Annotated in this window: 22 protein-coding genes and 1 tRNA gene; 9 read left to right on the top strand and 14 right to left on the bottom strand. The window is 41.6% G+C overall.

The window, feature by feature from the left end; all coding sequences use genetic code 11:
- Nucleotides 1–2 precede the first annotated feature (2 nt).
- From rimI to ACSSVW_RS19505, 4 genes are all read right to left on the bottom strand, one after another.
- Entirely contained in the window at nucleotides 3–449 is a 447-nt protein-coding gene (gene rimI, locus ACSSVW_RS19520; RefSeq protein ID WP_454179979.1) for a ribosomal protein S18-alanine N-acetyltransferase, read from the bottom strand.
- Nucleotides 436–738, bottom strand: a complete 303-nt coding sequence (locus tag ACSSVW_RS19515) for a hypothetical protein (protein ID WP_036970608.1) — start codon at nucleotides 736–738, stop codon at nucleotides 436–438. Before ACSSVW_RS19515 ends, rimI begins: the two co-directional genes overlap by 14 nt.
- 68 nt (nucleotides 739–806) lie before the next feature.
- Nucleotides 807–883 (bottom strand) — tRNA-Trp (locus ACSSVW_RS19510).
- A 205-nt stretch (nucleotides 884–1,088) separates the two neighbouring features.
- On the bottom strand, nucleotides 1,089–1,991 hold the full coding sequence (locus ACSSVW_RS19505) for a LysR family transcriptional regulator (protein ID WP_454179977.1): 903 nt from the start codon (nucleotides 1,989–1,991) through the stop codon (nucleotides 1,089–1,091).
- A 103-nt stretch (nucleotides 1,992–2,094) separates the two neighbouring features.
- On the opposite strand from ACSSVW_RS19505, the gene ACSSVW_RS19500 reads away from it, so the two are divergent.
- Nucleotides 2,095–3,210: an FAD-dependent oxidoreductase gene (locus ACSSVW_RS19500; RefSeq protein WP_454179976.1), complete on the top strand. Its 1,116-nt coding sequence runs from the start codon at nucleotides 2,095–2,097 to the stop codon at nucleotides 3,208–3,210.
- A gap of 261 nt (nucleotides 3,211–3,471) precedes the next feature.
- On the opposite strand, the gene guaA is transcribed toward ACSSVW_RS19500, so the two are convergent.
- Nucleotides 3,472–5,049 carry a glutamine-hydrolyzing GMP synthase gene (gene guaA / locus ACSSVW_RS19495; protein ID WP_065978447.1) on the bottom strand — a complete coding sequence of 526 codons (1,578 nt, stop codon included), beginning with the start codon at nucleotides 5,047–5,049 and terminating at the stop codon, nucleotides 3,472–3,474.
- A gap of 101 nt (nucleotides 5,050–5,150) precedes the next feature.
- A complete protein-coding gene (gene guaB, locus ACSSVW_RS19490; protein ID WP_036970614.1) occupies nucleotides 5,151–6,620 on the bottom strand; it encodes an IMP dehydrogenase in 1,470 nt (489 codons plus the stop codon).
- A 135-nt stretch (nucleotides 6,621–6,755) separates the two neighbouring features.
- On the opposite strand from guaB, the gene xseA reads away from it, so the two are divergent.
- The gene (gene xseA, locus ACSSVW_RS19485) at nucleotides 6,756–8,090 is read left to right on the top strand and encodes an exodeoxyribonuclease VII large subunit (protein WP_036970617.1); all 1,335 of its coding nucleotides are present in this window, start codon (nucleotides 6,756–6,758) and stop codon (nucleotides 8,088–8,090) included.
- Nucleotides 8,091–8,101: 11 nt separating this feature from the next.
- Here the strand turns inward: xseA and ACSSVW_RS19480 are convergent, their stop codons facing one another.
- The 3 genes from ACSSVW_RS19480 to ACSSVW_RS19470 form a co-directional block, all read right to left on the bottom strand.
- On the bottom strand, nucleotides 8,102–8,761 hold the full coding sequence (locus ACSSVW_RS19480) for a hypothetical protein (protein ID WP_304635662.1): 660 nt from the start codon (nucleotides 8,759–8,761) through the stop codon (nucleotides 8,102–8,104).
- Between the two features lie 33 nt (nucleotides 8,762–8,794).
- Nucleotides 8,795–9,619, bottom strand: a complete 825-nt coding sequence (cysE, locus tag ACSSVW_RS19475; RefSeq protein WP_036970620.1) for a serine O-acetyltransferase — start codon at nucleotides 9,617–9,619, stop codon at nucleotides 8,795–8,797.
- A gap of 132 nt (nucleotides 9,620–9,751) precedes the next feature.
- Complete coding sequence (locus ACSSVW_RS19470; RefSeq protein WP_155950843.1) at nucleotides 9,752–9,925, bottom strand: hypothetical protein; 174 nt, start codon at nucleotides 9,923–9,925, stop codon at nucleotides 9,752–9,754.
- Between the two features lie 32 nt (nucleotides 9,926–9,957).
- On the opposite strand from ACSSVW_RS19470, the gene ACSSVW_RS19465 reads away from it, so the two are divergent.
- The 3 genes from ACSSVW_RS19465 (at nucleotide 9,958) to ACSSVW_RS19455 (ending at nucleotide 12,028) form a co-directional block, all read left to right on the top strand.
- Nucleotides 9,958–10,362, top strand: coding sequence for a hypothetical protein (locus ACSSVW_RS19465; RefSeq protein ID WP_065978449.1), 405 nt, complete (start codon nucleotides 9,958–9,960; stop codon nucleotides 10,360–10,362).
- A 3-nt stretch (nucleotides 10,363–10,365) separates the two neighbouring features.
- A complete protein-coding gene (locus ACSSVW_RS19460; protein ID WP_074989757.1) occupies nucleotides 10,366–10,683 on the top strand; it encodes a helix-turn-helix transcriptional regulator in 318 nt (105 codons plus the stop codon).
- Between the two features lie 403 nt (nucleotides 10,684–11,086).
- Nucleotides 11,087–12,028, top strand: coding sequence for a sensor domain-containing diguanylate cyclase (locus ACSSVW_RS19455; RefSeq protein ID WP_421419364.1), 942 nt, complete (start codon nucleotides 11,087–11,089; stop codon nucleotides 12,026–12,028).
- A 19-nt stretch (nucleotides 12,029–12,047) separates the two neighbouring features.
- Here ACSSVW_RS19455 and ACSSVW_RS19450 read toward each other — a convergent pair whose 3' ends face one another.
- The gene (locus tag ACSSVW_RS19450; protein ID WP_454179975.1) at nucleotides 12,048–14,933 is read right to left on the bottom strand and encodes a M16 family metallopeptidase; all 2,886 of its coding nucleotides are present in this window, start codon (nucleotides 14,931–14,933) and stop codon (nucleotides 12,048–12,050) included.
- Between the two features lie 257 nt (nucleotides 14,934–15,190).
- On the opposite strand from ACSSVW_RS19450, the gene ACSSVW_RS19445 reads away from it, so the two are divergent.
- Complete coding sequence (locus tag ACSSVW_RS19445; RefSeq protein WP_454179974.1) at nucleotides 15,191–16,147, top strand: methylenetetrahydrofolate reductase; 957 nt, start codon at nucleotides 15,191–15,193, stop codon at nucleotides 16,145–16,147.
- A gap of 206 nt (nucleotides 16,148–16,353) precedes the next feature.
- Here the strand turns inward: ACSSVW_RS19445 and ACSSVW_RS19440 are convergent, their stop codons facing one another.
- Together ACSSVW_RS19440 and ACSSVW_RS19435 are read right to left on the bottom strand one after the other, a co-directional pair.
- Nucleotides 16,354–17,589, bottom strand: coding sequence for a DEAD/DEAH box helicase (locus tag ACSSVW_RS19440; RefSeq protein ID WP_036970629.1), 1,236 nt, complete (start codon nucleotides 17,587–17,589; stop codon nucleotides 16,354–16,356).
- A gap of 93 nt (nucleotides 17,590–17,682) precedes the next feature.
- Nucleotides 17,683–18,384, bottom strand: a complete 702-nt coding sequence (locus ACSSVW_RS19435) for a DUF3581 domain-containing protein (RefSeq protein WP_036970634.1) — start codon at nucleotides 18,382–18,384, stop codon at nucleotides 17,683–17,685.
- Nucleotides 18,385–18,920: 536 nt separating this feature from the next.
- On the opposite strand from ACSSVW_RS19435, the gene ACSSVW_RS19430 reads away from it, so the two are divergent.
- The 3 genes from ACSSVW_RS19430 to ACSSVW_RS19420 are packed head-to-tail and all read left to right on the top strand — an operon-like array spanning nucleotide 18,921 to nucleotide 21,198.
- Nucleotides 18,921–19,322 carry a DUF3019 domain-containing protein gene (locus ACSSVW_RS19430; protein ID WP_036970636.1) on the top strand — a complete coding sequence of 134 codons (402 nt, stop codon included), beginning with the start codon at nucleotides 18,921–18,923 and terminating at the stop codon, nucleotides 19,320–19,322.
- The gene (locus ACSSVW_RS19425; RefSeq protein ID WP_036970639.1) at nucleotides 19,322–20,011 is read left to right on the top strand and encodes a response regulator transcription factor; all 690 of its coding nucleotides are present in this window, start codon (nucleotides 19,322–19,324) and stop codon (nucleotides 20,009–20,011) included. Before ACSSVW_RS19430 ends, ACSSVW_RS19425 begins: the two co-directional genes overlap by 1 nt.
- On the top strand, nucleotides 20,008–21,198 hold the full coding sequence (locus ACSSVW_RS19420; RefSeq protein WP_036970642.1) for an ATP-binding protein: 1,191 nt from the start codon (nucleotides 20,008–20,010) through the stop codon (nucleotides 21,196–21,198). Before ACSSVW_RS19425 ends, ACSSVW_RS19420 begins: the two co-directional genes overlap by 4 nt.
- On the opposite strand, the gene ACSSVW_RS19415 is transcribed toward ACSSVW_RS19420, so the two are convergent.
- Together ACSSVW_RS19415 and ACSSVW_RS19410 are read right to left on the bottom strand one after the other, a co-directional pair.
- On the bottom strand, nucleotides 21,182–22,024 hold the full coding sequence (locus ACSSVW_RS19415) for a MipA/OmpV family protein (RefSeq protein ID WP_454179972.1): 843 nt from the start codon (nucleotides 22,022–22,024) through the stop codon (nucleotides 21,182–21,184). The two genes, ACSSVW_RS19420 and ACSSVW_RS19415, sit on opposite strands and share 17 nt — an antisense overlap.
- Before the next feature lie 512 nt (nucleotides 22,025–22,536).
- Nucleotides 22,537–22,695: GlyGly-CTERM sorting domain-containing protein (locus ACSSVW_RS19410; protein ID WP_454180001.1), on the bottom strand; the 159-nt coding region annotated here is incomplete at its 5' end.

The following is a 22,695-nucleotide window of genomic DNA, read 5'->3' as shown; positions in this document are numbered from 1 at the left end:
CGCTAGAAGCGTAAAGTTAAGCCCATTAAAATGGCATCTTCGTTACCTGTTGCTGTCGGATAATAATTTTTTCGCACCGACATATGAGAAAAACCTGCACGCTCGTATAGTGCAATGGCACGCGTGTTTGACTCTCGCACTTCTAAAAATAGATTTTCAGCGTGCTGTTGCTCACCATGATGAATAAAAGCATCTAAAAGCTGCTTTGCAATGCCCTGCCCCTGATGATTTGGCGCCACACAAATATCCATTAACGTGTAGTCAGGCCCAGCTTGCTCACCAATGTAAAAACCAAGCATCTCATCACCTTGAAAAGCGGCAAGATTAAAGTAACGTCCAGCTAAACACGACAACATGGTTTTTTCGGTCCATGGATGACTGTGACAGGCATTTTCGATTGTCATTAGCTGAGTTATATAATTTGCATCAACAGGCTTAAAGCTTATCAAGTTGTTCACCAATTAAAGACCACAATTGTTTTTTTTGCTCACTGTTAAGTTTCTCACTTGGTAAGGCTAAACAGCCATCCTGCCAGCTTATATTTGGCGCTTTGACAACGTGTGTAATCACCAAAGGAGCACATGCTTTTTCAAGATCGTGATGAAACTGTAACGAGAGTGTAAGCGGCGTTTGCTCAGACATTGGCGCATGTTCTACTTGAACATCAGGCACTGTTCGATAGTGTTGGTTTAACTCTAAAGATTGTACAGAAAATATCGCAGCGTAACTTGGATTCATAACAACTCAATCATGATTAAGAGCAAGTAATATAGGGAGATTTGCGATTAAAGTAAAGCGGGAAGAAATGGCAGGGGCGGAGAGATTCGAACTCCCAACCGTCGGTTTTGGAGACCGCTGTTCTACCAATTGGAACTACGCCCCTGCAATGACGATGAATTATATAGAGCTTTTTATAAAGGTAAAGTAAAAAAACACAGTTTATGGTTCAACTGCTTTCAAAATAAACAAAACGGCGAATTAGCAAGCTAACCACGCGCTTTATTAAAACATTGCTGACTAAAAGTTAAACTTAAACAGGCATAACCTTTCTAGTAATACCTTATTTGGTTAATTAAAAAGAGAAAAATTTATTCTTCCAAAACATAACATTGCTGAATAACGCTCTGAATATGAGCAATAAATGCTTTCACTTTTGTGAGTGGATATCTACGTCCAGAATAAAAAGCGTATAGAACTAAATCTTCAGGCTCATCAGCTAGTGAGTCAATTTTAGTTAATAACCCTGCATTTAACTCTTTACTGCACGACTCATCAGGAAGTATCGCAAAGCCTAAGCCCTTGAGTGCTGCGGCCTTTGCCATATGCCCACTATTCACTTTGTAACGGGATGCAACATTAACGGCACCTGCTCGTTTGAATCTCCAAGGCATACCCTGCAATACTGATAAGCTTGTAATGCAGGGAAGCTTACAGAGTTCAGCAGTTGAGCTTGGTTTAGTGTATTTTTCTAATAAACAAGGGGATGCCACAACACAACTAGGCCAACGCACTAACTCTTTTGCAACCCACCCCGAATCTTCCACAGGACCTCGCCCAAAACGTATCACAACATCAAACCCTTCTAATAACCCCTCTTCGGGGTTGAGCTGAGTATCACAACTTAACTGGATTTTAGGGAACTTATGGCAAAACTCAGCCATAGCCTCAGCCATAAAAGGTAAGTCAGGCGTAATCACTTTTAAATGCCCTGACACTAAATCACTATTTTGATGGACTTCTTGTAAAACATCTCCCATCGCAACAATAAGCGGCGTTAAGTTGTGATACAGAAGCTCGCCCGCTTCTGTTGCTACCATTTTTCGCGTTGTACGTTCTAATAATCGTATATTCAACGCCTGCTCAAGAAGCGCAACATGACGACTCACATTAGATTTAGGAATTTGGCACAGCTCGGCTGCCCGCTTAAAGCTCAGTTGTTCATATACTTTCTTAAAGCTCAGAAGCCACTGTAATTCAATATTATTCAGCAAAACTATCTCACTATATGGGATTTACAAACCAAAATTACCATATTTATCCTATTTATTGGACTAGTGATAATCATCTTTCTTCTTAACAACTGGGAATATTCAGATGAGTTCAGTTAAACATATAGCCATTATAGGTGCGGGTGTTGCGGGTCTTACATTAGCGATATTTGCACGAAAACAAGGTATCAAGGTCACTTTATTCGAAAGAAACAACAGTTTTTCTACAATCGGTGCGGGTGTTACTCTGTGGCCCAATGCGACCTTTGTGCTTGAGCAACTTGGTTTAATAGATGATTTCATCCACTGTGGTGGGCAGCCAGTGGCAATGCGACAGTACGACAAACAAGGCACCCAACAGACTGAGTTTAACATTCAAACATTAAATTCTTTGTGTGGGTTTCCAACTATAAGCATATTACGGTGTGACTTAATAAATAGGCTTGCAGAGCAGCTCGAGGCACTCGGCGCCAATATTCACTTTAATCAAGCAATCAATACTCATGACATTGTGCAATTAAAAGAGCAGTTTGATCTTGTGGTTGGCTGCGATGGGCGAATGCAGTCGAAAGCAAGAGAGTACCTGTATAAAAAACCTATGCCAGCTAAATACCAAGGCTTCATTAACATCATAGGCATCAGCAAACTCGAACGGCTCCCTTTCGAGCAAACAATTCATGACTTTAGAGATAATAATGAACGCTTTGGCATAGTCCCCGTTGCAAACCAGTATTGTTACTGGGCTGCGGCATGGCCTTGTCACCTTGATAAAACGAAACCAATAGAGCGGTGGTATGAAGAAATGCATCAGCGCTTTCAGGACTGGCCTAAAAAGGTTCAGCAGGTGCTTAATAGTTATGATCCAGGGAGTTTAAAACGTATATTTGTACATGATATCGACCCACTCCCCTATTGGCACCATGAGAATCTCATTATTATCGGTGATGCCGCACATGCCCCCTTACCCACATCAGGTCAAGGTGCTAGCCAAGCGCTTGAGGATGCTTGGCACTTAGCTCTATTATTCAAGACAGAATGTAGTCTTAATGTTATCTTGGAAAAGTTCTATGAAACTCGTATTCATAAAGCCACCAGTGCCCAAAACATCGGTAGACTGGTAGCCCAGCATATCTTTGAACAAGCATCACATTCAAGCAGTGAGGCACCTAGCATATCAGCACATCAACTCAGTCAACTCTATATGAAAGGGCTAACTAGATAATATTTATACTAATTCACTAAATGATACCATTGCGCTTAATTAAGCGGTCTATTTTGAGGCAATAAAACCGCATTGATAACAAGGCAAAAATGTCGTTATTTAGTTGTTATTAACGCGGGTAGCGACAGGCTTAATCACTCAAAATGATTAAGTATTATTGCAAATTGGTATGATAGGCGATTAAATAGCAAAAAGCCCGCTTGAAAAAGCGGGCTTTACATCTTTATTAATGATCAGTGTGAGGGGTTACCTCACAGTGAATTATTCCCACTCGATAGTTGCAGGTGGCTTACCTGAAATATCGTAAACAACGCGTGAGATACCATCAATTTCGTTAATGATACGGTTAGACACCACACCCAAGAACTCATAAGGTAAGTGTGACCAACGCGCTGTCATGAAGTCGATTGTTTCTACACAACGCAATGATACAACCCAATCATACTTACGCGCATCACCCATTACACCCACTGATTTAACAGGTAGGAATACCGTAAACGCTTGGCTTACTTTGTGGTAAAGCTCAGCTTTGTGTAGCTCTTCGATGAAGATAGCGTCTGCACGGCGAAGTAAATCACAGTATTCTTTCTTGATCTCGCCCAGTACACGTACACCTAAACCTGGCCCTGGGAATGGGTGACGGTAAAGCATGTCGTACGGTAAACCTAGCTCAAGACCGATTTTACGTACTTCGTCTTTGAATAGCTCACGTAAAGGCTCAACAAGACCCATTTCCATGTCGTCTGGTAAACCACCTACGTTGTGGTGAGACTTGATTACGTGTGCTTTACCTGTTGCTGATGCAGCAGATTCGATCACGTCTGGGTAGATAGTACCTTGACCTAACCAACGTGCATTCTTCAGTTTCTTCGCTTCTGAATCAAATACTTTGATAAATGTATGACCAATTGCTTTACGCTTGTCTTCTGGGTCTGATTTACCGGCAAGATCTGCAAGGAATTGATCTTCAGCATCTACTTTGATGATGTTTAGGCCAAACTTGTTACCAAACATATCCATGACTTGTTGGCCTTCGTTTAAACGAAGTAAACCGTTATCAACAAATACACAAGTCAGCTTGTCGCCAATCGCACGGTGAATAAGCATCGCAACAACCGATGAATCAACACCACCTGAAAGACCTAAGATAACTTCATCGTCACCGACTGTTTCTTTAATTCGCTCAATCGCATCGTCGATGATTTTTGCAGGTGTCCAAAGCTTTTCACAGCCACAGATATCAATCGCAAAACGCTCAAGAAGACGAAGACCTTGGTGAGTATGTGTCACTTCTGGGTGGAATTGTACGCCATAAAAACGCTTTTCTTCCCATGACATAGCAGCATGTGGACACGTTGATGTTTTAGCGGTCGTTTTGAAAGTATCAGGTACTTCCATTACTTTATCGCCGTGGCTCATCCATACATCAAGTACGCCTGCGCCGCCATCTGTAATGTGATCTTCAATAGCATCGAATAACGCACAGTTGCCTACTTTTTCAACTTGCGCATAACCAAACTCTTTCTTATCTGAGCTGTGTACACTTCCGCCAAGTTGCATTGCCATTGTTTGCATGCCGTAACAAATACCAAGTACAGGCACGCCTGCATTAAATACATACTCTGGAGCACGTGGGCTGTTATCAAGCGTTGTTGACTCAGGGCCACCCGACAAGATAATACCTTGTGGGTTAAACTCGCGGATTTGCTCTTCTGTTACATCCCAAGCCCACAGCTCACAGTAAACACCAATTTCACGTATACGACGTGCGATTAATTGCGTGTATTGCGAACCAAAATCTAAAATGAGAATTCGTGAATCGTGAATGTCTTTGCTCATGGAGTATCTCGTTAGTCAGGAACTGCTCTCCCACAGGGGAGATGAAAAATAAATAAGGGCTAGCATATGCTAGCCCATGTAATTTCAATACGTTACGGTTATTAACCTAAACGGTAGTTTGGCGCTTCTTTGGTGATTTGCACATCGTGAACATGTGATTCACCCATACCAGCCGACGTTACACGGACAAACTGAGGTTTAGTATTTAACTCTTCAATTGTCGCACAGCCAGTTAAGCCCATTGCACTGCGAAGACCACCCACTTGTTGGTGAATGATTGTCGCAATAGGTCCTTTATAAGCAACACGGCCTTCGATACCTTCAGGAACAAGCTTGTCTGCTTCGTTCGATTTCTGGAAGTAACGGTCTGATGAACCTTCTTTTTGGTTCATCGCACCAAGGCTACCCATACCACGGTATGACTTGTAGTAACGGCCTTGATATAGCTCAACTTCACCTGGTGCTTCTTCTGTACCCGCGAGCATTGAACCCACCATGACACATGATGCACCCGCAACCAGTGCTTTTACGATATCGCCAGAGAAACGAATACCACCGTCAGCAATAACAGGAATGTCACGGCCTTTTAAGCCTTCAACTGCATCTGAAATAGCGGTGATTTGTGGTACACCACATCCTGTAACGATACGTGTAGTACAGATAGAGCCTGGGCCAATGCCCACTTTAACGGCATCAACACCCGCATCAGCAAGGGCAATTGCACCTTCAGCTGTCGCAACGTTACCCGCTACGATTTGTAAATCTGGGTATGTTTGACGAGTTTGTGCAACACGGTCGATAACACCTTGTGAGTGACCATGTGAAGTATCGATAAGTAATACGTCAACACCCGCTTCAACAAGGGCAGCGATACGCTCATCAGTACCTGGGCCAACACCTACAGCAGCGCCTACACGTAAACGACCTTGTTCGTCTTTACATGCGTGAGGTTTGTCTTGTGCTTTTTGATAATCTTTTACAGTGATCATGCCTTTCAGTTTAAATGCATCATCAACTACAAGAATTTTTTCGATACGGTGCTCGTGCATGAGACCTAAAATTTCATCGCGGTCTGCACCTTCTTTTACAGTCACTAACGATTCTTTTTTCGTCATCACTGTAGAAACAGGCTGCTCAAGTTTAGTTTCAAAACGCATATCACGGCTTGTAACAATACCTACAAGGTTATTGTCAGCGTCGGTTACAGGGAAACCTGAAAAACCTTTTTCTTCTGAAAGCGCGATAGCATCAGCAATTGTTAGATCCGCAGTCACAGTAACAGGGAAAGAAACAATACCTGCCTCGTACGTTTTTACTTTACGTACGTTTTTAGCTTGCTCTTCGATTGTCATGTTTTTGTGGATAAAACCTAAACCGCCTTCTTGCGCTAGCGCAATCGCCAAGCGAGCTTCTGTTACAGTATCCATAGATGCTGAAACTAGCGGCAAGTTAAGTTTGATACCACGCGTTAAGCGAGTTGAAATATTTGCCGTGTGTGGCAAAACAGTAGAATGACCTGGTACTAAAAGTACGTCGTCAAAGGTAAGAGCTTCTTTAGCAATTCTAAGCATTTTGGCAACTTCTCACATGTGGATCTGAGTATAAGGAATTGCGGCCAAATTTTATCAGCGTTATGCGCATGAGTAAATAAAATTCCGCATTTATTTATGATAAAGTAGACGCAGTTTATTTTATTGGGGTTTTAAATGGCTTTAACGCACTCAACACAGCCTATTTATACGGTCTCGCGCCTAAATAAGGAAATTCGCCATGTTTTAGAGCAAGGCTTTTCATCACTTGTGTTAACGGGCGAGATTTCTAATTTTATTGCCCCGGCTTCAGGCCATTGGTATTTCACTTTAAAAGACGACAGAGCTCAAGTGAAAGCGGCTATGTGGCGAGGCAATAACCGTGGACAGACTTTTCGCCCAACAAATGGCGCGCAAGTCACAGTGCGTGCTCGGGTTTCATTGTACGAACCGCGCGGTGATTATCAACTCATTGTTGAGCATATGGCACCGGCTGGTGAAGGGTTACTAAAACAAGAATTCGATGCACTGAAAATGCGCCTTGCCGCTGAAGGCCTTTTTAGTTCTGCACATAAAAAGCCCCTCCCCACTACGATAAACCGCGTTGGTGTCATTACCTCTGCGACCGGGGCTGCCATCCGCGATATTTTAACCGTTTTAAAGCGTCGCGCACCGCAGCTTGAAGTTGTGATTTACCCTGCCATGGTGCAAGGGGCTGATGCCCACAGCCAACTTATTGAAAAAATTAATATTGCTAACCAACGACATGAAGTTGATGTATTAATACTCGGTCGTGGCGGTGGCTCATTAGAAGATCTATGGTGCTTTAACAATGAACAACTCGCCCGCGCTATATTTGCCAGTGAATTACCTATTGTCAGCGCAGTTGGGCATGAGGTCGACACCACAATCAGTGATTATGTAGCCGATATACGTGCCGCTACACCTTCTGCCGCTGCCGAGCTTGTTAGCCCTAACACGCAGGAGCTACACAATAAAGTCAGTCAGTTAGTGAAGCATTTACACCATGCATTTAAACATACACTGTCTGTTAAACGCAGCACTGCGACACAGTTTGAACATCGTTTGCAGCTGTGTCATCCGCGTAACCAGTTAAACCAGCAAACTCAAAAATTAGATGAGTTAACCCTCGCATTGCACAGCGCTATTAACGGTAAAATTCAGCATTATGAGCGCGTTCTTGCAAACTTAACACCGCGTTTAATGCAGCGTTCACCTGAAAAGCAGCTGGCCAGAAGCGAACATCAATTAGTGCAATTACATGGCCGTTTAACGCAAGCTATGCAACAACAGCTCTCAATCTCTCGTAACACCCTTTCACTGCAAGCAAGCCGTTTAGACTCGGTGAGTCCGCTAAGCGTGCTAGCACGTGGCTACAGCATCACTAAAAATGAGCACGGTCACGTTGTGAAGTCAGTGGCTGATATCAAATCAGGGGAATTATTGATAACTGAACTAGCGGACGGCCAATTAAAATCAAACGTGATCTAGCTGTGCGTTATTTACTGTTCAGTACTAACAATGATGCTCAGAGTATCGTCGCTTGATGTGGAAGAAGAGTATTTAAACTGCTTCCACCAGCCTTGCTCCATCAACTTATCGCTGATATTTCGCCAATAATGTGCAGGAAGTGAATCAACCCCTTCAGGCTGTTGCAATTTAAATTCACAGACGGAGGTTTTACAGTTGGCAACAGTCATATCTGGCTGTACAGGTAAATCGGCCATGATGAGAAAGTCTGCCATGGCCGTTTCTGTTTGATACGCCCATGCTTCATCACGCGCCTGCTCTTCTAATAAACTGTGCAATGCCTCGGTACGCGAATTAATCTGTTGAGGTGAGACAACCGCCGCTTTGTAACTGGCTATAATTGTTTGTTGATTTGCCACTTGCTGCTGTAACTCTTCAATTTGTTGCACAAGCTCAGTTGCCGTAGCGGATTCTATAGGCGCCTTGTTGAGTGGCTCATTTTGAGCGCTCATGGTTTCAGGTTTTTTAATGCTCACAGATGAGGTTTCATGCGGTTCATAACCAGCAACACTCGGCGCTGCTGGCTCAATGTCAGGCGTTGTTGTAGCAGAAAAAGATTGATAGAACGACATCGCAGCAGCGCCACATAAAAAAGACGCTGCAACGACTAACCCTAAAGATAATTTAGACACTTCCGTTGCCCTTTAAATAACAATTAATTGAAATTACAACATAGCACTCGTATGCGATTCATTGCTAGGGGTGGCTGCACTGTCATCTAAAAAGTTTTGATTCATGCTTTCTGCGGGGCATGGGCAGTTTGGTTTACCAACCACCTTAGCTGGCACCCCAACCACCGTTGTATGGGCAGGAACAGGACTCAATACCACAGAGTTTGCGCCAATACGCGCACCCTCACCGACTTCTATATTACCAAGTACTTTTGCACCCGCGCCAATTAAAACGCCTGCGCGAATTTTAGGATGGCGATCGCCTTGCTCATTACCCGTACCGCCTAATGTCACAGACTGTAGAATCGATACGTTATCTTCGATAACCGCGGTTTCACCAATTACAATCCCAGTTGCATGGTCAAACATAATACCATGACCGACTTTACAAGCAGGATGGATATCAACGCCAAATACTTCTGAGGTTCTACTTTGAATAAAGCGAGCAAGCTCTTTTCTGTTTTGCAGCCATAAACAATGTGCGAGTCGGTGTGCTTGTATTGCATGGAAGCCCTTTAAGTTAAGTATCACAGTTAAATAACTATCGGCTGCGGGGTCACGATCTTTAACAGCTTTTATGTCATGGGCCACATGCGTTAGCATTAAGTCACATTTTACAAAGGCTTGGTCAAATAATTCACGAATAGTAAATGCTGACACGACGGCATCTGCCAGCTTATTAGCAACAATAAAACTCAGCGCCGACCCCAAACACTCATGATTTAACACACACGAGTAAACATGACTTGCTAATAATGGTTCGCGAGTAACGACTTCGTTTGCTTCTTCGCGAAGCTGTTGCCAAATTTCATGACGCATATTTTTGCCTTTCTGGTTGTACCTAACTGCTATGCCTTAAGTTTAACGGATTTGTAGCAAGATGTACTAACCCGTTGTTTATTTGTTCTGGTTATATCTAATAACCAGAGTGTCATCGCTACTTTTTTGTTATCAAACGGTTATTTTAGTGCAAGCCAATACGACAGTGACCGATACAACATCAATCGAACCACTTAAAATAATTCGCTTATATTTCAATAACAAAACCAATATGACATCTTGGCTGTCATATGCCAAAATAGGGACTGGCGTATCGCTGACGGCGTAAAAAACAAAAATAATCATTAAATTTACATCATCAACTTAACAAGGAAACGATGATGAAAAACGACGTACTAAACTCACATAAACTAGGTTATAAACTTTACTTTCAAGATGGTGATAACCAAATCGCATGCTTTGGTCACATTATGAGCGGCAAAGAAGAAATATATGTAAACGATGAATTGGTTAGTGAAAAGCGCAGCTTCGGCTTTAAAAGTCGTCACGACTTTAACTACCAAGATAATGCGTATGCAGTCGAATTTAAGATGCAAAATATGCTAACAGGCAAGCTTGAATGTTCGTTTTTTAAAGCTGGCAAATTGGTAAAGCAAAGCACGCAAACCGCACTGACTGATAACCCAAAACAAGTTGCTATGGTTACCTTAGGTTGCTTTATTGGGGGGGCTATTTTTGGTTTTGCCTTTATCACACTTATCGAGCCGTTTATTGGGAAGTAAGTGATGCAATTAAACCCTAATACAATTAAAACATTAAGGCTTAAGTTCGACTGGACACAACAGCAGTTGGCCGACGCCTGTGATGTGAGCCTACGAACCATTCAACGCGTTGAAAAAGAAGGTGCGGCATCAAAAGAAACCACCATGAGCCTATGTGCGGTATTTGAAGTACGCCAAGGTGAGCTTATCAAACTAGACGATGAACCAGCCGTTGAAAGCGAAGCAAAAGCAGTATCGAAGCAAAACTTGGCCGCAATTGTTGCAGCTTCATCGTGTGTTAGTTTTGCACTGGGTATGGCAACAGTATTTGTTATTTTTTAGGAGTGAACGATGAAAAAAGAACAGCGTGGTCACGCAGTACTCATCGCCTTTGTTGCAGCAACCTTGTTGTTAGCTATCGGCGTGGAAGTTGGCGCATTGTTATAACAAATAGATTAACTGTCAGAGTTGAGCCTTGGTGTGATTCTGGCAGAAAACTAAATAGCAAAACCTTAAAACCGACTCAACAGCCTCTCTATTACGTAAAACAGGTTACTTAAAATATGAGTAACCTGTTTTACTGTTATTTGAAGTATCGACTTATTCCCTGTTGTAACACCTTCACAATGCAGTAAAATGAACTGCGCAATAAATTAAGTGCTTCGGATTATTTTTTACATCAACAACAGTGAAAACTCAGCATTTATTGCTAATCTTAATTGAGTAGTCATGGTCAGGAACCAATGTGGTTGAATCAAAAGAATTTTTGAAATTAATACTTGATACCATCTCAGAGCATATCGTTGTTATCAATGAGCTGGGCGATATCATATTTGTTAATCGCAGTTGGCAAACGTTTGGCGATGAGAATAACTGTGACTGTGATATTCAATGGCAGAAACAAAATTACTTAGCTATCTGCAAGTCAGCCGCAATACAAGGCGATGATTTTGGAATAAAAGCCTTAGCAGGTCTCAATAAAGTCATCAATAATCAAGAACCTGAATTTTACTTAGAGTACCCTTGTCATAGCGACATCGAAAAACGCTGGTTTATGATGCGTGCTGTGCCACTGGAGTATAATGCGCAGCGTTTCGTGGTGATTAGTCATTTAAACATCACTGAACGAAAACTTGCTGAACAGCAAGTTCAAGAGTTAGCGCATATTGATGGTCTGACACAAATTGCTAATCGACGTCATTTTGATGACTTTTATGAGCAAGAGTGGAGCCGCTGCATGCGACTCAAACTTCCCATATCGCTGGCGATGATTGATTTAGATAACTTCAAACTTCTCAATGATAACTTTGGCCATGTCGTTGGTGACACCTGCCTAAAAGAAGTCGCAAAAATACTGCCCGACTACGCGCGTAGACCTGGCGATTTATGTGCAAGATACGGTGGCGAAGAATTTATATTAGTGATGGGAAATACTCACTGTTTACAGGCTCAAATGCTATTAACGCGTTTTATGGCCGAGCTTACAGCATTAAAGCTCCCCGAACTGGCTGGCCACCCTTTAACAGTCAGTATTGGTTTGGCAACACTTGTGCCAAACGTCGCTGATAATGCCATGCAATTGATCGAAATGGCCGATAATGCACTTTATCAAGCGAAGGATACTGGCCGCAACAAACTTGTTGTTGCTGATCACTACCCACAAACAAATAAAGAAGAGTGCCCCTAAAGGAGCACTCTATTGTGTGTTATTGAAACACCTTTTCTACATCAACGACTGATATATTTTTCGCTGGAATAGCGAGCTTATAATCAGCAATCACGTTGTCTTCCGCGACAAGTTCTGCTGGTTTTTCTGCGTTATAAACCATAGGCGATGTTTGCTCTGACGCTAAGCGCTTTTGCATGTCTTTACCGTCACCTGTAATAAACACATAGTGAATATTGTCGGTTTGCAGATTCTCGCGAATAACACGGTTCACATCCTCAAGTGTTAGCTTTTCAAGCTTGCCACGTACATAGTCAACAAAGCTCTCTGTATTATAAAACTCACTATCTAGCGCGTAGCCTAGTTGGCGGTCTTGGCTTGCCACCATTTGTGGCACAAAGTTAATTAAGAAGTTGCGCGTTGCTTCAAAATCTTCTTTGCTGATGCCGTTTTTAATAAGCTTATCTAACTCGAATAACGCGGTACGGGTTGCAAAGTGCGCATCGTTATTAGAGCGCAATGGACGCAGCCATACTTGGAAAATTTGCTCAGAGCGGCCTAAGTTCGCATCAGGCTTAGTTTGGAACATACCACGTGGGAAGTATTCAATGTACGCATAGTCACCATAGTTCATACCACGGGTTTGACGAATACGCTGATACAAAAAGCTATTTGAACTTCTGTGCTCGCCAAAGTATGAACGCACTAACCATAATGCAGTCCAATCTTCACTACTACGAATCGTCTCTATTGGGAAACCAAACGACACGGCTGTTGATTGCGCCGACTTTTCAACAATGGTGGCATGGTGACCACTCAGTGCTGGCGCATCGGGAATTACTAAACGGCTTTCTTTGCCTTCTGGCAGCGATGTTAAATCTTTTAGCATCGCCGATTTTACATCGCTTGGAATCGCACCAATTAAACCTACGGTTAGTTTTGATTGTGTGAATTGCTTGTCGTAAAACGCTTTTACATCATCAAGCGTCAATGCTTCCAGATCAGATAAGTCACCATAGTTATAGCTTTCGTATGGGTGGCCTTTATACAGTTGATGATAAAGCACTTCTTTACCGAGCTCTTCATCGTTTGATGCTTTAAGCCCCGCTTTAATGCTATCGATAAGCTCTTTTTTCAGGCGTTTGAAGTCATCTTCTCTAAAACCTGGGTTGAGTAATTGTTCACTCACAAGCGCATACCACTGTGCCGCATTGTCTTTGTGTACACGACCGCGCAACGAAATCATCTCTTTATCGATTTGATACCCAAAGCTACCCGCGAGTGGGTATAACGCTTTTTGAATGTCTTTATAGCTCATCGTTTCTGAGCCACCTTTCGCAAGCATGGCTGCCGTTAATGCGGCGACGCCTTTTTTACCTGCTGGATCGGCCGCGGCACCGGTATTAAATAACCAGTTAACATCAACCAATGGTGAACTGTTGGTTTTATCGAGCACTTTAAAATGACGCTCTGTTGGCGCTTGTTCTGTACTTGCAACGGCTGCGTTTAGGTCAACTTCTTGCTCAAATCCTGCCACGTTATCTAAAGCCGACATCGTCACTGTAGTACGGCTTGAATCAACAAAGTATTTATTCGCTATCGCTTTAATGTCTTCTGGGGTGATGCTATCGGCAGTCGCATAGAGCTGATTGATTACCTCTGGATCACGCTCAAAATGCATGTAGCTTGCAAGTGTCGAGGCGATTGATTGCGATGAATCAAGCCCATTGATAAAGCTGTATTTTAAATTTGATTTTAAGTCTGCCAGTTTTTGGGCATCAACAAGCTCAGTGCGTGCTTGTACGTACGTGCGATTAATGGCATCACGTGCTTTTGCAAGATCGGCTTCGTTTTCTACTTTTACAAAGACATGCAATAACCCCGGATCTTTTGTATCAGGATTATAAGTGAACATTTGACTCGCGATTTGCTTATCAACCACCAATTCTTGATAAAGCGCTGAGTTATTTGAGAAATAAAGCTGTGAGATTAAATCAAGTGCGGCGCGATCTTTTTGCGTTGGATCCCACGCAGTGCCTTTATACGATACAAGCAACCAATGGCCTGGTAAACCGTCATTTTGCTCATGTATATATTTTGGCGCTTGTTGCTTTGGCTCTACTGGAATATCGGCTTGGTAATCACCTTTTTTCCAGTTACCCCAATGTTTTTTCACCATTGCCATGGTTTCTTGAGGGTCGACATCACCAACAATGACCAACGATACATATTCTGGTTTATAAAATTTTGCGAAAAACTCTTTCCCGTAAGCCATTTGATCTGGCATGGCTTCAATGTCTTCAAAAAAGCCCATCGTGGTGTGTTTATAAGTATGTTTCTCAAATGCTTCGTTACGCACTGCTGAAAGCAATTTACGAATTGGACTGGCATTATTTTTTAAGTACTCACCTTTCACTGTTAAGGCTTCTGTACGGAACTGTTCTTCGCTGTACGTGAGGTTTTGAAAGATATCAGCTTCAATTTCAAGCACTTTATCAAGGTGCTCTTTTGAGAAGTTTAAATGATAGTTGGTGTAATCATTAGTAGTATACGCGCGGTTATCAACACCCGAGTTTTTTAAAATATCTGAATACACGTCTTGTGGGAATTTTTCTGAGCCTTTAAACATCATGTGCTCAAAAAAGTGAGCAAAGCCCGTTTTGCCTTCTTCTACTTCGTTACGAGAACCTACCGACACGGGAATTTGTAATGAAACAACATCGGGGTAATCCGTTTTTACCACCATGACACGAAGACCGTTTTCAAGTTCTTCTAATACGTAATCTTGGCTAAATACACGGTTATCTTCTTGGCTGACAACCTGTTCTATTTCGACTTCTTTAACCATATTTGATTGTGAATTCGTCGCACACCCGCTAAGAGCAAGCGTTACAGCAACACTGGTCGCTAATAATCTAAATGTCATAATGATCCTTTAATTTTACTTGTTAGTTATTTTTCTCATAATCAGTTGTGTTTGATTATGCATGAAAGTACTGGAAAATATGAGGGTCAAGGGCACAATTAATGTAAACAGGTGTGTCAATTTAAGATAACACCTCACCACCAACTTGAATTAAATTCATGCTCATTGAAAAACTTTCAACAGAAAAATCTATCTAGACGTCTAAATGGCTGCTATATTATTTCCCATAGACGCAGGCACGAGCTGGAATGAGGATTATGGCTTTATCACTACAAGAGAAAATTGAAGACACCAATCAGGGTGTATACCTGATTGGTACCACACCGCCTAAATCAGGCACTGATAAAGCCATGCTTGAAACCATTGCACAAAAATTATTGGGTCGCCTTCATGAAATTGAATACGATGGTGTCATTATCTACGACATTCAAGATGAAAGCAGCCGTACAGAAAAGCCGCGTCCGTTTCCATTTAAAGAAACCGTAGACCCACGTGAGTACAGCCATTTGTTGCGTAGCCTGTCTCATTTAGATGTTATTACCTACAAAAGTGTTGCCCAGCGCGGTGAAGCTGAATTTACCGATTGGCTACACGAAACACGTAATGAGTTTGATTTAAAAAACCTAGTCTTGGTAGGTAGCCCATCTTCGCATGGCGATATCAAACTAAGTTTACCGGATGCTTATAACACCCTTGCTAAGCAAGACAATGATGTGTTTCTTGGCGGTGTGACTATTGCTGAACGCCATGCAAGCAAACGTAACGAGCATGACCGTCTATTAGAAAAAACAGAGCAAGGTTGTAAGTTTTTTATTTCACAAGCTGTGTACAACGCACAAGCTACCATTGATTTAATCACTAGCTATGCACGTAGCTGCAAAGCGTTAGGCATCGCACCTAAGCGTATAATTTTGACGTTTACACCCTGTGGTGGTGAGAAAACGTTAGATTTTATGGAGTGGCTGGGTATCTCTGTACCGGAGGCAACAAAATGGCGCATGCTTGATTCTGCAAATCCATTGAGTGAGTCAGTACGCATTTGCCGTGAAAATCTTGACCTCATATTACAAAGCTGCGCACATTTAGCGGTGCCATTTGGTTTGAATATTGAGAGCTTAACAAACCGTAAAGAAGAAATTGATGCGTCAATTAATCTTTACCGCTTACTTAAAGCAACCATGGAATTAAACCTAGCCGAAAAACAAATCGCTTAAATAATGTGCGTGTTTATACCAATACGTTTAATTAACAGCGATTTTAAAACAAGAAAACGTGGTCGCTAGCAAAGAAAATGCGGGTAAGCATAACAGTTCATTAAACGCTTTTGTTCACCAAGCTAATGTACACACGACTTTATGCTATTAGCGTGTTGATTAGTGCTAATTTAGGCTCCCTTAAATTAGCACTGATACAGCTTAATCTATCGGCGCCTAGGATTTTTTTGCCCTAATATACGTTTTTTGTCACGAGAGCGTCGTGCCTTATTCGTGTTTTTTCGGACTTGTTTTGGCTCTTTTGTTAAATCAGGCTCGTACCCTGGCAGCCATTGTGGTGTTAAGCGTGTATCTAATAAAACATCAATTTCATCCAGTAACCATTGCTCATCAATACTCACCAATGACATGGCCAACCCAGTTTCACCCGCTCGTCCTGTCCGCCCTATACGGTGAACATAGTCCTCTGCAACATAGGGTAGTTCGTAGTTAATCACATACTTTAATGAGGCGATATCAAGGCCACGCGCCGCAACATCTGTAGCGACAAGTACTCGAGTGACACCCGTCTTAAAATTTTGCAGCGCTTTGTCTCGCGCCCCTTGGCTTTTATCGCCGTGAATAGACTCCGTTTTTAAGCCGTCCTTACACATTTCTTTTGCCAGACTATCGGCCGTTTGTTTAGTGCGGGTGAATATAAGTACTTGTTGCCAATTTTTCATGCCGATCATATGTGAAACGAGTTCGCGTTTACGATCCTCATCAACCGCATACACAATCTGCTCAACTTCAACAGCAGCCGAATTGCGTTTATCAACCTCAACTAACTTAGGATCATTCAACAACTGTTTACTTAGCTCAAAAATGCTGTCATCAAATGTGGCTGAAAAGAGTAAGGTTTGGCGCTGTTTTGGAACATGACGAAGAATACGCTTTATTTCATCAATGAACCCCATATCAAGCATGCGATCTGCTTCATCAAAAACAAGGGCACTAATGGCAGATAATTTAATGCTCCCTTTGATCACATGATCAAGTAATCGTCCCGGTGTAGCCACCACAACTTGCGCACCTTTAATGGCTTTAATTTGTGGGCCAATACTGGCGCCGCCATAAGCAAGCGCGGCTTTAATAGGTGTATTAGCTGCATAACGCTCAACACTGGCAAATACTTGCTGTGCAAGCTCTCGCGTTGGTGTCAGGATTAAAACTTTTACAGCCTCGGGCAGCGGCTCTTCACGCAATAAGTTATCAAGCAGTGGTAATACAAAGGCAGCTGTTTTACCCGTGCCTGTTTGTGCACTTCCCATAACATCAACCCCGGCTAAAATAAGCGGGATAGTTTGGCTTTGAATAGCCGTTGGGGTGTGATAATTCTCTGCTTGCAATGCTGAAAGGAGTTCAGGCGCAAGGTTTAACTCTGAAAAGCTGGTTACTGACATGATAGGATGCACAATTACTGTAAAACGTCTATTGTACGCGCAACACTAAAAACAAAAAAGGCGCCTTAGCGCCTTTTCTTACAAGCGTTGCCGTTATGCAGGTTTAAGTGTTTCTTTGCGTTGATTATAAAACGCAATCAAATCATCCACGGTTGCTTGGCAGTATTCACGAATACCTGACACCACCATGTGCTTTTCGCCTGACCCGACTTTTTCACCCTTTTCTAATAAATCGAAACGTAAGGTGATTTTTCCTCGCTTACCTGTATAAGTGAAATCAGGCTCCGCGAATTGCAGCGCTGGTGACGTAATATCAAGTCGGTCTAAATTAATAAGCATTGACTCATAGATAACCATAGGTCGTGCTGGATTGATCATTACATCTTGCTTACCCATTAATGGAATGATCACATGCGGGAAAGTGGTACCAGAAAACTCAACGTAGTTTTTAATTAAGCTATTGATCAAATCTGGACATTGACTGACCGCCCCCTCACGTTTCACTTTAAGCATTACTTTATCGCCATCAGTGATATCAAATTCATCGGCGCCTTCTGGAAAAGAGAGCTTTGATGTCTCATCAACCATGCCAGCAAAAGTGAATTCCATCTTTTCGCTGATCCCATAACGGCTGAGTACAAGCGAAAAAAGTAAATCGCCAGGTACACAAAACTTTTTGGCATCTTTGTCGTGTAACGGATTAAAGTCATCTGCCACGGACTTAGCAAAACGACAGCCTTGCTCACGAGTAATAGAGACGTAATCAGCATGTTGCTGATAAAATGGACTTAACATAATTGTTCACTGCTTAAACTGCTTATAACCTGCCTATACTACCAGAAAAATTTATAGGAGAGGTCGAATCTGTTAAATATATGTCACACGCTCAGCGAGAGTTTAGCTACAATTACTAAAATGTTGGTTTTTATATCTAAAATGAACTTTGTATCAATTTGTACGCAACAGTTAACAAATGAACAACAATAGTGAACACTAAAGCAGCGCCAGAGCGTAATGAAAAGTTATTAATTTTAACTAAATATAAATTCAGATTCTATTTTAAAACAAGGCGCTAACTTAGAAGTGGCGACAATAACACAAATAGGTCTGAAAGCGCTGGCAGTTCTTAGTGCTATTTGTGGCGGGAACGGTAAATAAGGTATGATGAACACGTTTTTTATCGTGTAATTGCCACTCATAGGCTGCATAATCATAATTATAATAAGCGGCATAAAAATGAGCTCTCATATTGAGATAGGTACGTTACACCAACGTTCAATGGTTAATATTACTTTGAAAAAAAGACTTTTAGAAAACAGGGGCTTGGTTAAATGATAAACCGATTAAGCTGGTCATTACTGTTTTTATGTTTGTGCTTTTCAGCAAATTTGCTGGCCGATGAAAGTACAGACCAGCCTTTTTTTAAAGTATCACCCATTGTGTGTGTAACAGATACAAAACAAAAAGTCTGTGAATTTAATATTCAAGTTCACTTTAGGTTAGCCCCATTTAAAGAACTTTGCTTAGAGGTAACACAACGCCCACAGTACACACAGTGCTATACACAAAACGGCTTAATTATTGAAAAATTTATAATAAAAACCGAGCACCCGCTGACTGTTAAACTAATAAATCCGATAAACAATGAAGTTGTTCAACAACAATTACTTTCAATAGCAAACTATGAAGCTAAAGATTATCGTATTAAACGGCGTTTTGGCTGGAGTTTATAATGCACCATATTTTTTTAATTGAAGATGATGTAAAGCTAGCTAGCTTAATTCAAACGTATTTATTGAAGCATGGCTACACAATTGATGTTTTTAATACAGCAAAGGCATATCGCCAAAGCGAAATTACCTTTATTCCATCACTTATTATCTGCGACATAATGCTCCCAGATGGTAATGGTTTTGAACTAATTTCGCAGCTGAAAGAAAAGTTCAGCTGTCCGGTGATCTTTTTAACCGCCTTAGATTCAGTGCAATCACAAATTAAAGGGTTAGATTTGGGCGCCTATGACTACCTTTTAAAACCAATCAAGCCTGAATTACTACTGGCCAAAATTAAAACCATTATTACCCACTCTGTTGGCCAAGATAACTTTTCTAAGCAAAACGATATTTTGCGCATCGATAATAAAAAAAGAGATATCTTTTTCCATAACACAGCGCTTAACCTGAACGACAGTGAATTTGAAATTATTGCCTACCTTGCCAAAAACTCACCGCAACCCGTTTCACGTGAAGTCTTGTTCAAACATATTATCGGTCGTGAGTACGACGGCCTTGACCGTGCTATCGATTTAAAAATCAGTCGACTCAGGAAAAAACTAAAAGAAACCATTAAAGATCATAAAGAATCTTTAGATATCAAGTCTGTGCGAGGTAAAGGATACAGCTTGGATATTTCAGAAATATGAAGCAGCAGTTTTTTAAACTTTATTTAATCATCACCGTAAGTTTAATTGCCTTAGTGCTTGCATTTGGCCAACTCTATAATCAGTTTTTCTTAGAGCAAACCCCTAGTATTCAACTCAGTGTGGATGAATTAGCACTCATCGCTCAACATAAAGACACGCGTATTAACGCATTTAATCAAAATGAGTTAATTTTACCTGACTCTTTACAGGCATCATTCGACAGAGATGGCATTATCAGTGTCAATGAAAACGGCCAACAATTTGTTTATTTGAAGAGCGATAATGGCGCAATACAAAGAGTCGGCCCTATTACGCTTATTTCACAAAGTAAAAATGACTGGCTCGCTTTTTTTGCATTTTACATTTTGCTTGCAGCCATGATCTTAGCCTTTATTCGCCCTGTATTTCGTGATTTAGGGTTATTGCAACGTGCCGCATACCGTTTCAGTAAAAAGCCGCAACGTATTGAGCTGGATATCAAACCAAACTCCTCCATTGCGCCTTTAGCAAATACCTTTACTCATATGTCTGATCGCATCACACAGTTTGTACAACTTCATAATGATTTATCACGCATTATTTCCCATGAGATTCGTACCCCACTCTCGCGAATGCGCTTTGCACTGTCGATTTCTGAATGTGAAACAGAAGAAAGTATTCAAATAGAACGCGATATCGATGAAATTGAATTACGCCTTGAACAATATTTGTCATTTGCACGATTAGAGCATCAACAAAGTGTCTTTAATCAAGAGAAAACCAACCTGACAAGGTTGATTGAGACTGAGATCCACAAATTTGAACTCTACAAAGAGCTTAAGTTTAGCGTTAAATTAGACGTAGTAAATGCCTATTGCGAAGCAAGTTTTATGGCCATTGCCGTTCAAAACTTGCTGATTAATGCCACTAAGTACGCAAAACACACCATTTTAATACACAGCGCGGAAGAAAGTGATTTTTATACCATTAGTGTGACTGATGACGGGCCCGGACTGCCTATAAATGCTGACGCACTCATAGAGCCTTTTAAACAAGGTGAAGGGGATAAACTCGCAAGCGGCTATGGGTTAGGGCTCTACATTGTGCATCGCATTGCCAGCTGGCATGGTGGGGTCATAACACTTGCAAACAACACAGACACCGGTGGGGCTGAAATTGCAATACGCTGGCCTAAAAGTGGTAAGTAATTCCAGCAAAACCCGAAAAGTAACCATTTTTTTCGATCATGTGTGAACGTGCCAAATGGCTATCAAGCCACGTGTGTTTAAGCTTAAAGTCGATACTAAAACTGTCACTCAGTGGGTATACGTAACTCACTTTTAAGTGATAATTAACCGCACTCTCTAAATCATATTTAGGTAAGCGAACCACACTTTCTGATGGTGAAACGGTGTAGTAATAATCGATTAATTCTTCATTCTTATAGGTCGCGCCGGCCTCTATACCCGCAATACCCGAAAACAATTTAAATTCACGAGAGCCAGTCAAAAGTAATTCATAACCGTCATGTACATGCGTTACATCGTGAAAATATGCAGCACTTAACCACACAGAGTCGTACACGTTTACCGCTGAGGCTACCCCTGCCATATACGATAAATCACGTTCAATGGGGGTCAGGTTTATTGGTGAAGCTGAGGGTCTTGTTGGTCTACCCGTGCCTGTTCTAATGACACCCGTGGCATACAGTTTATCGATACCATCCAACTCAAAAAAGAAACCATCATCGTTAAAGCGGCCGAGTAAATCGACATAGTAATCTGGGGTTTCGATTAAGCTGTAACCGAGCGAAAAGTCGTCGAAGTACCAATCATCACCATAATAAGCCACGCTTGGTAAAACAGGAGACGTGACGTTATCCGCACCAAGAACAGGGTTCTCTATACCACCGTATCCTAGTGTAATACTGGCATGAATTGTCGACTTTTTTATCAACTGTGGTTGTTTTACATCTCCCTGCGCATAAGCGGTAGACGTCGTTAAACAACACAGTAAGCCAAGCAATTTTTTCATCAACTTAATTCACCTTAATAGCATTATTAATGATTATAATGATGCCTAAACACGATTAATAACCCACAGGTTTCCACCCTTCTGGGTGCGATCATAGCGTTTGCACACATTTTTGTATAATTTTTTCACTCAACAACTATGTTAATGTGAGGCTAATCCCTCGCTTACTTCAAACTAACACACTGAAAAAAATATGAAATACTCTGTACATTTTGCTACAGAGGATTTTCAATCGCTTTATTACTTTTAGTTATAAAATAAAAACCCATCTTTCTAAGATGACTTATTTTTCCTTATAAAAGAGTAACATAAACACTCACCTTCCCTAAAAACCCCCTTTTACAATCTGGCTTTTGCCCCCATTTTTAATTAACTGCAAACGTTAATAAAACAGCCTGACTAAAAAGCGAAGTAAACACGACATATAGGCCACATCCTTTTATGTTGAGCAGAGTACACAAACGAAAAAAGGGCCCGAAGGCCCTTTGTCACATAACACACTTAGGGAGTGATTAGCTGCGTTTTGCTTTACGGCGTCTTAAGCCTGCAAAACCTGCCATTAGAAGTGTTAGCCACGCAAGTGAGCCGCTTGAATCCTCATCGTCATCTGAGTCATCAACCTCGGGAGCTTCTGTTACTGATAACTGTAAGCTTTGTTCAACCGTTGTTGT

The sequence above is a fragment of the Pseudoalteromonas sp. MBR-15 genome (assembly GCF_053628915.1).
Note: the sequence above shows the minus strand (reverse complement) of the source record. Positions and strands in the feature narration are given on the sequence as shown.

Excerpts from the sequence above, each read along its gene's own strand:
- ACSSVW_RS19420 (WP_036970642.1), top strand. The coding sequence starts at position 20,008 with ATGAAGCAGCAGTTTTTTAAACTTTATTTAATCATCACCGTAAGTTTA.
- guaA (WP_065978447.1), bottom strand. The coding sequence starts at position 5,049 with ATGAGCAAAGACATTCACGATTCACGAATTCTCATTTTAGATTTTGGT.
- ACSSVW_RS19515 (WP_036970608.1), bottom strand. The coding sequence starts at position 738 with ATGAATCCAAGTTACGCTGCGATATTTTCTGTACAATCTTTAGAGTTA.
- ACSSVW_RS19430 (WP_036970636.1), top strand. The coding sequence starts at position 18,921 with ATGATAAACCGATTAAGCTGGTCATTACTGTTTTTATGTTTGTGCTTT.
- ACSSVW_RS19465 (WP_065978449.1), top strand. The coding sequence starts at position 9,958 with ATGATGAAAAACGACGTACTAAACTCACATAAACTAGGTTATAAACTT.
- ACSSVW_RS19445 (WP_454179974.1), top strand. The coding sequence starts at position 15,191 with ATGGCTTTATCACTACAAGAGAAAATTGAAGACACCAATCAGGGTGTA.
- ACSSVW_RS19460 (WP_074989757.1), top strand. The coding sequence starts at position 10,366 with ATGCAATTAAACCCTAATACAATTAAAACATTAAGGCTTAAGTTCGAC.
- xseA (WP_036970617.1), top strand. The coding sequence starts at position 6,756 with ATGGCTTTAACGCACTCAACACAGCCTATTTATACGGTCTCGCGCCTA.
- cysE (WP_036970620.1), bottom strand. The coding sequence starts at position 9,619 with ATGCGTCATGAAATTTGGCAACAGCTTCGCGAAGAAGCAAACGAAGTC.
- ACSSVW_RS19440 (WP_036970629.1), bottom strand. The coding sequence starts at position 17,589 with ATGTCAGTAACCAGCTTTTCAGAGTTAAACCTTGCGCCTGAACTCCTT.
- guaB (WP_036970614.1), bottom strand. The coding sequence starts at position 6,620 with ATGCTTAGAATTGCTAAAGAAGCTCTTACCTTTGACGACGTACTTTTA.
- ACSSVW_RS19415 (WP_454179972.1), bottom strand. The coding sequence starts at position 22,024 with ATGAAAAAATTGCTTGGCTTACTGTGTTGTTTAACGACGTCTACCGCT.
- ACSSVW_RS19435 (WP_036970634.1), bottom strand. The coding sequence starts at position 18,384 with ATGTTAAGTCCATTTTATCAGCAACATGCTGATTACGTCTCTATTACT.
- ACSSVW_RS19470 (WP_155950843.1), bottom strand. The coding sequence starts at position 9,925 with ATGATTATTTTTGTTTTTTACGCCGTCAGCGATACGCCAGTCCCTATT.
- ACSSVW_RS19425 (WP_036970639.1), top strand. The coding sequence starts at position 19,322 with ATGCACCATATTTTTTTAATTGAAGATGATGTAAAGCTAGCTAGCTTA.
- ACSSVW_RS19500 (WP_454179976.1), top strand. The coding sequence starts at position 2,095 with ATGAGTTCAGTTAAACATATAGCCATTATAGGTGCGGGTGTTGCGGGT.
- ACSSVW_RS19450 (WP_454179975.1), bottom strand. The coding sequence starts at position 14,933 with ATGACATTTAGATTATTAGCGACCAGTGTTGCTGTAACGCTTGCTCTT.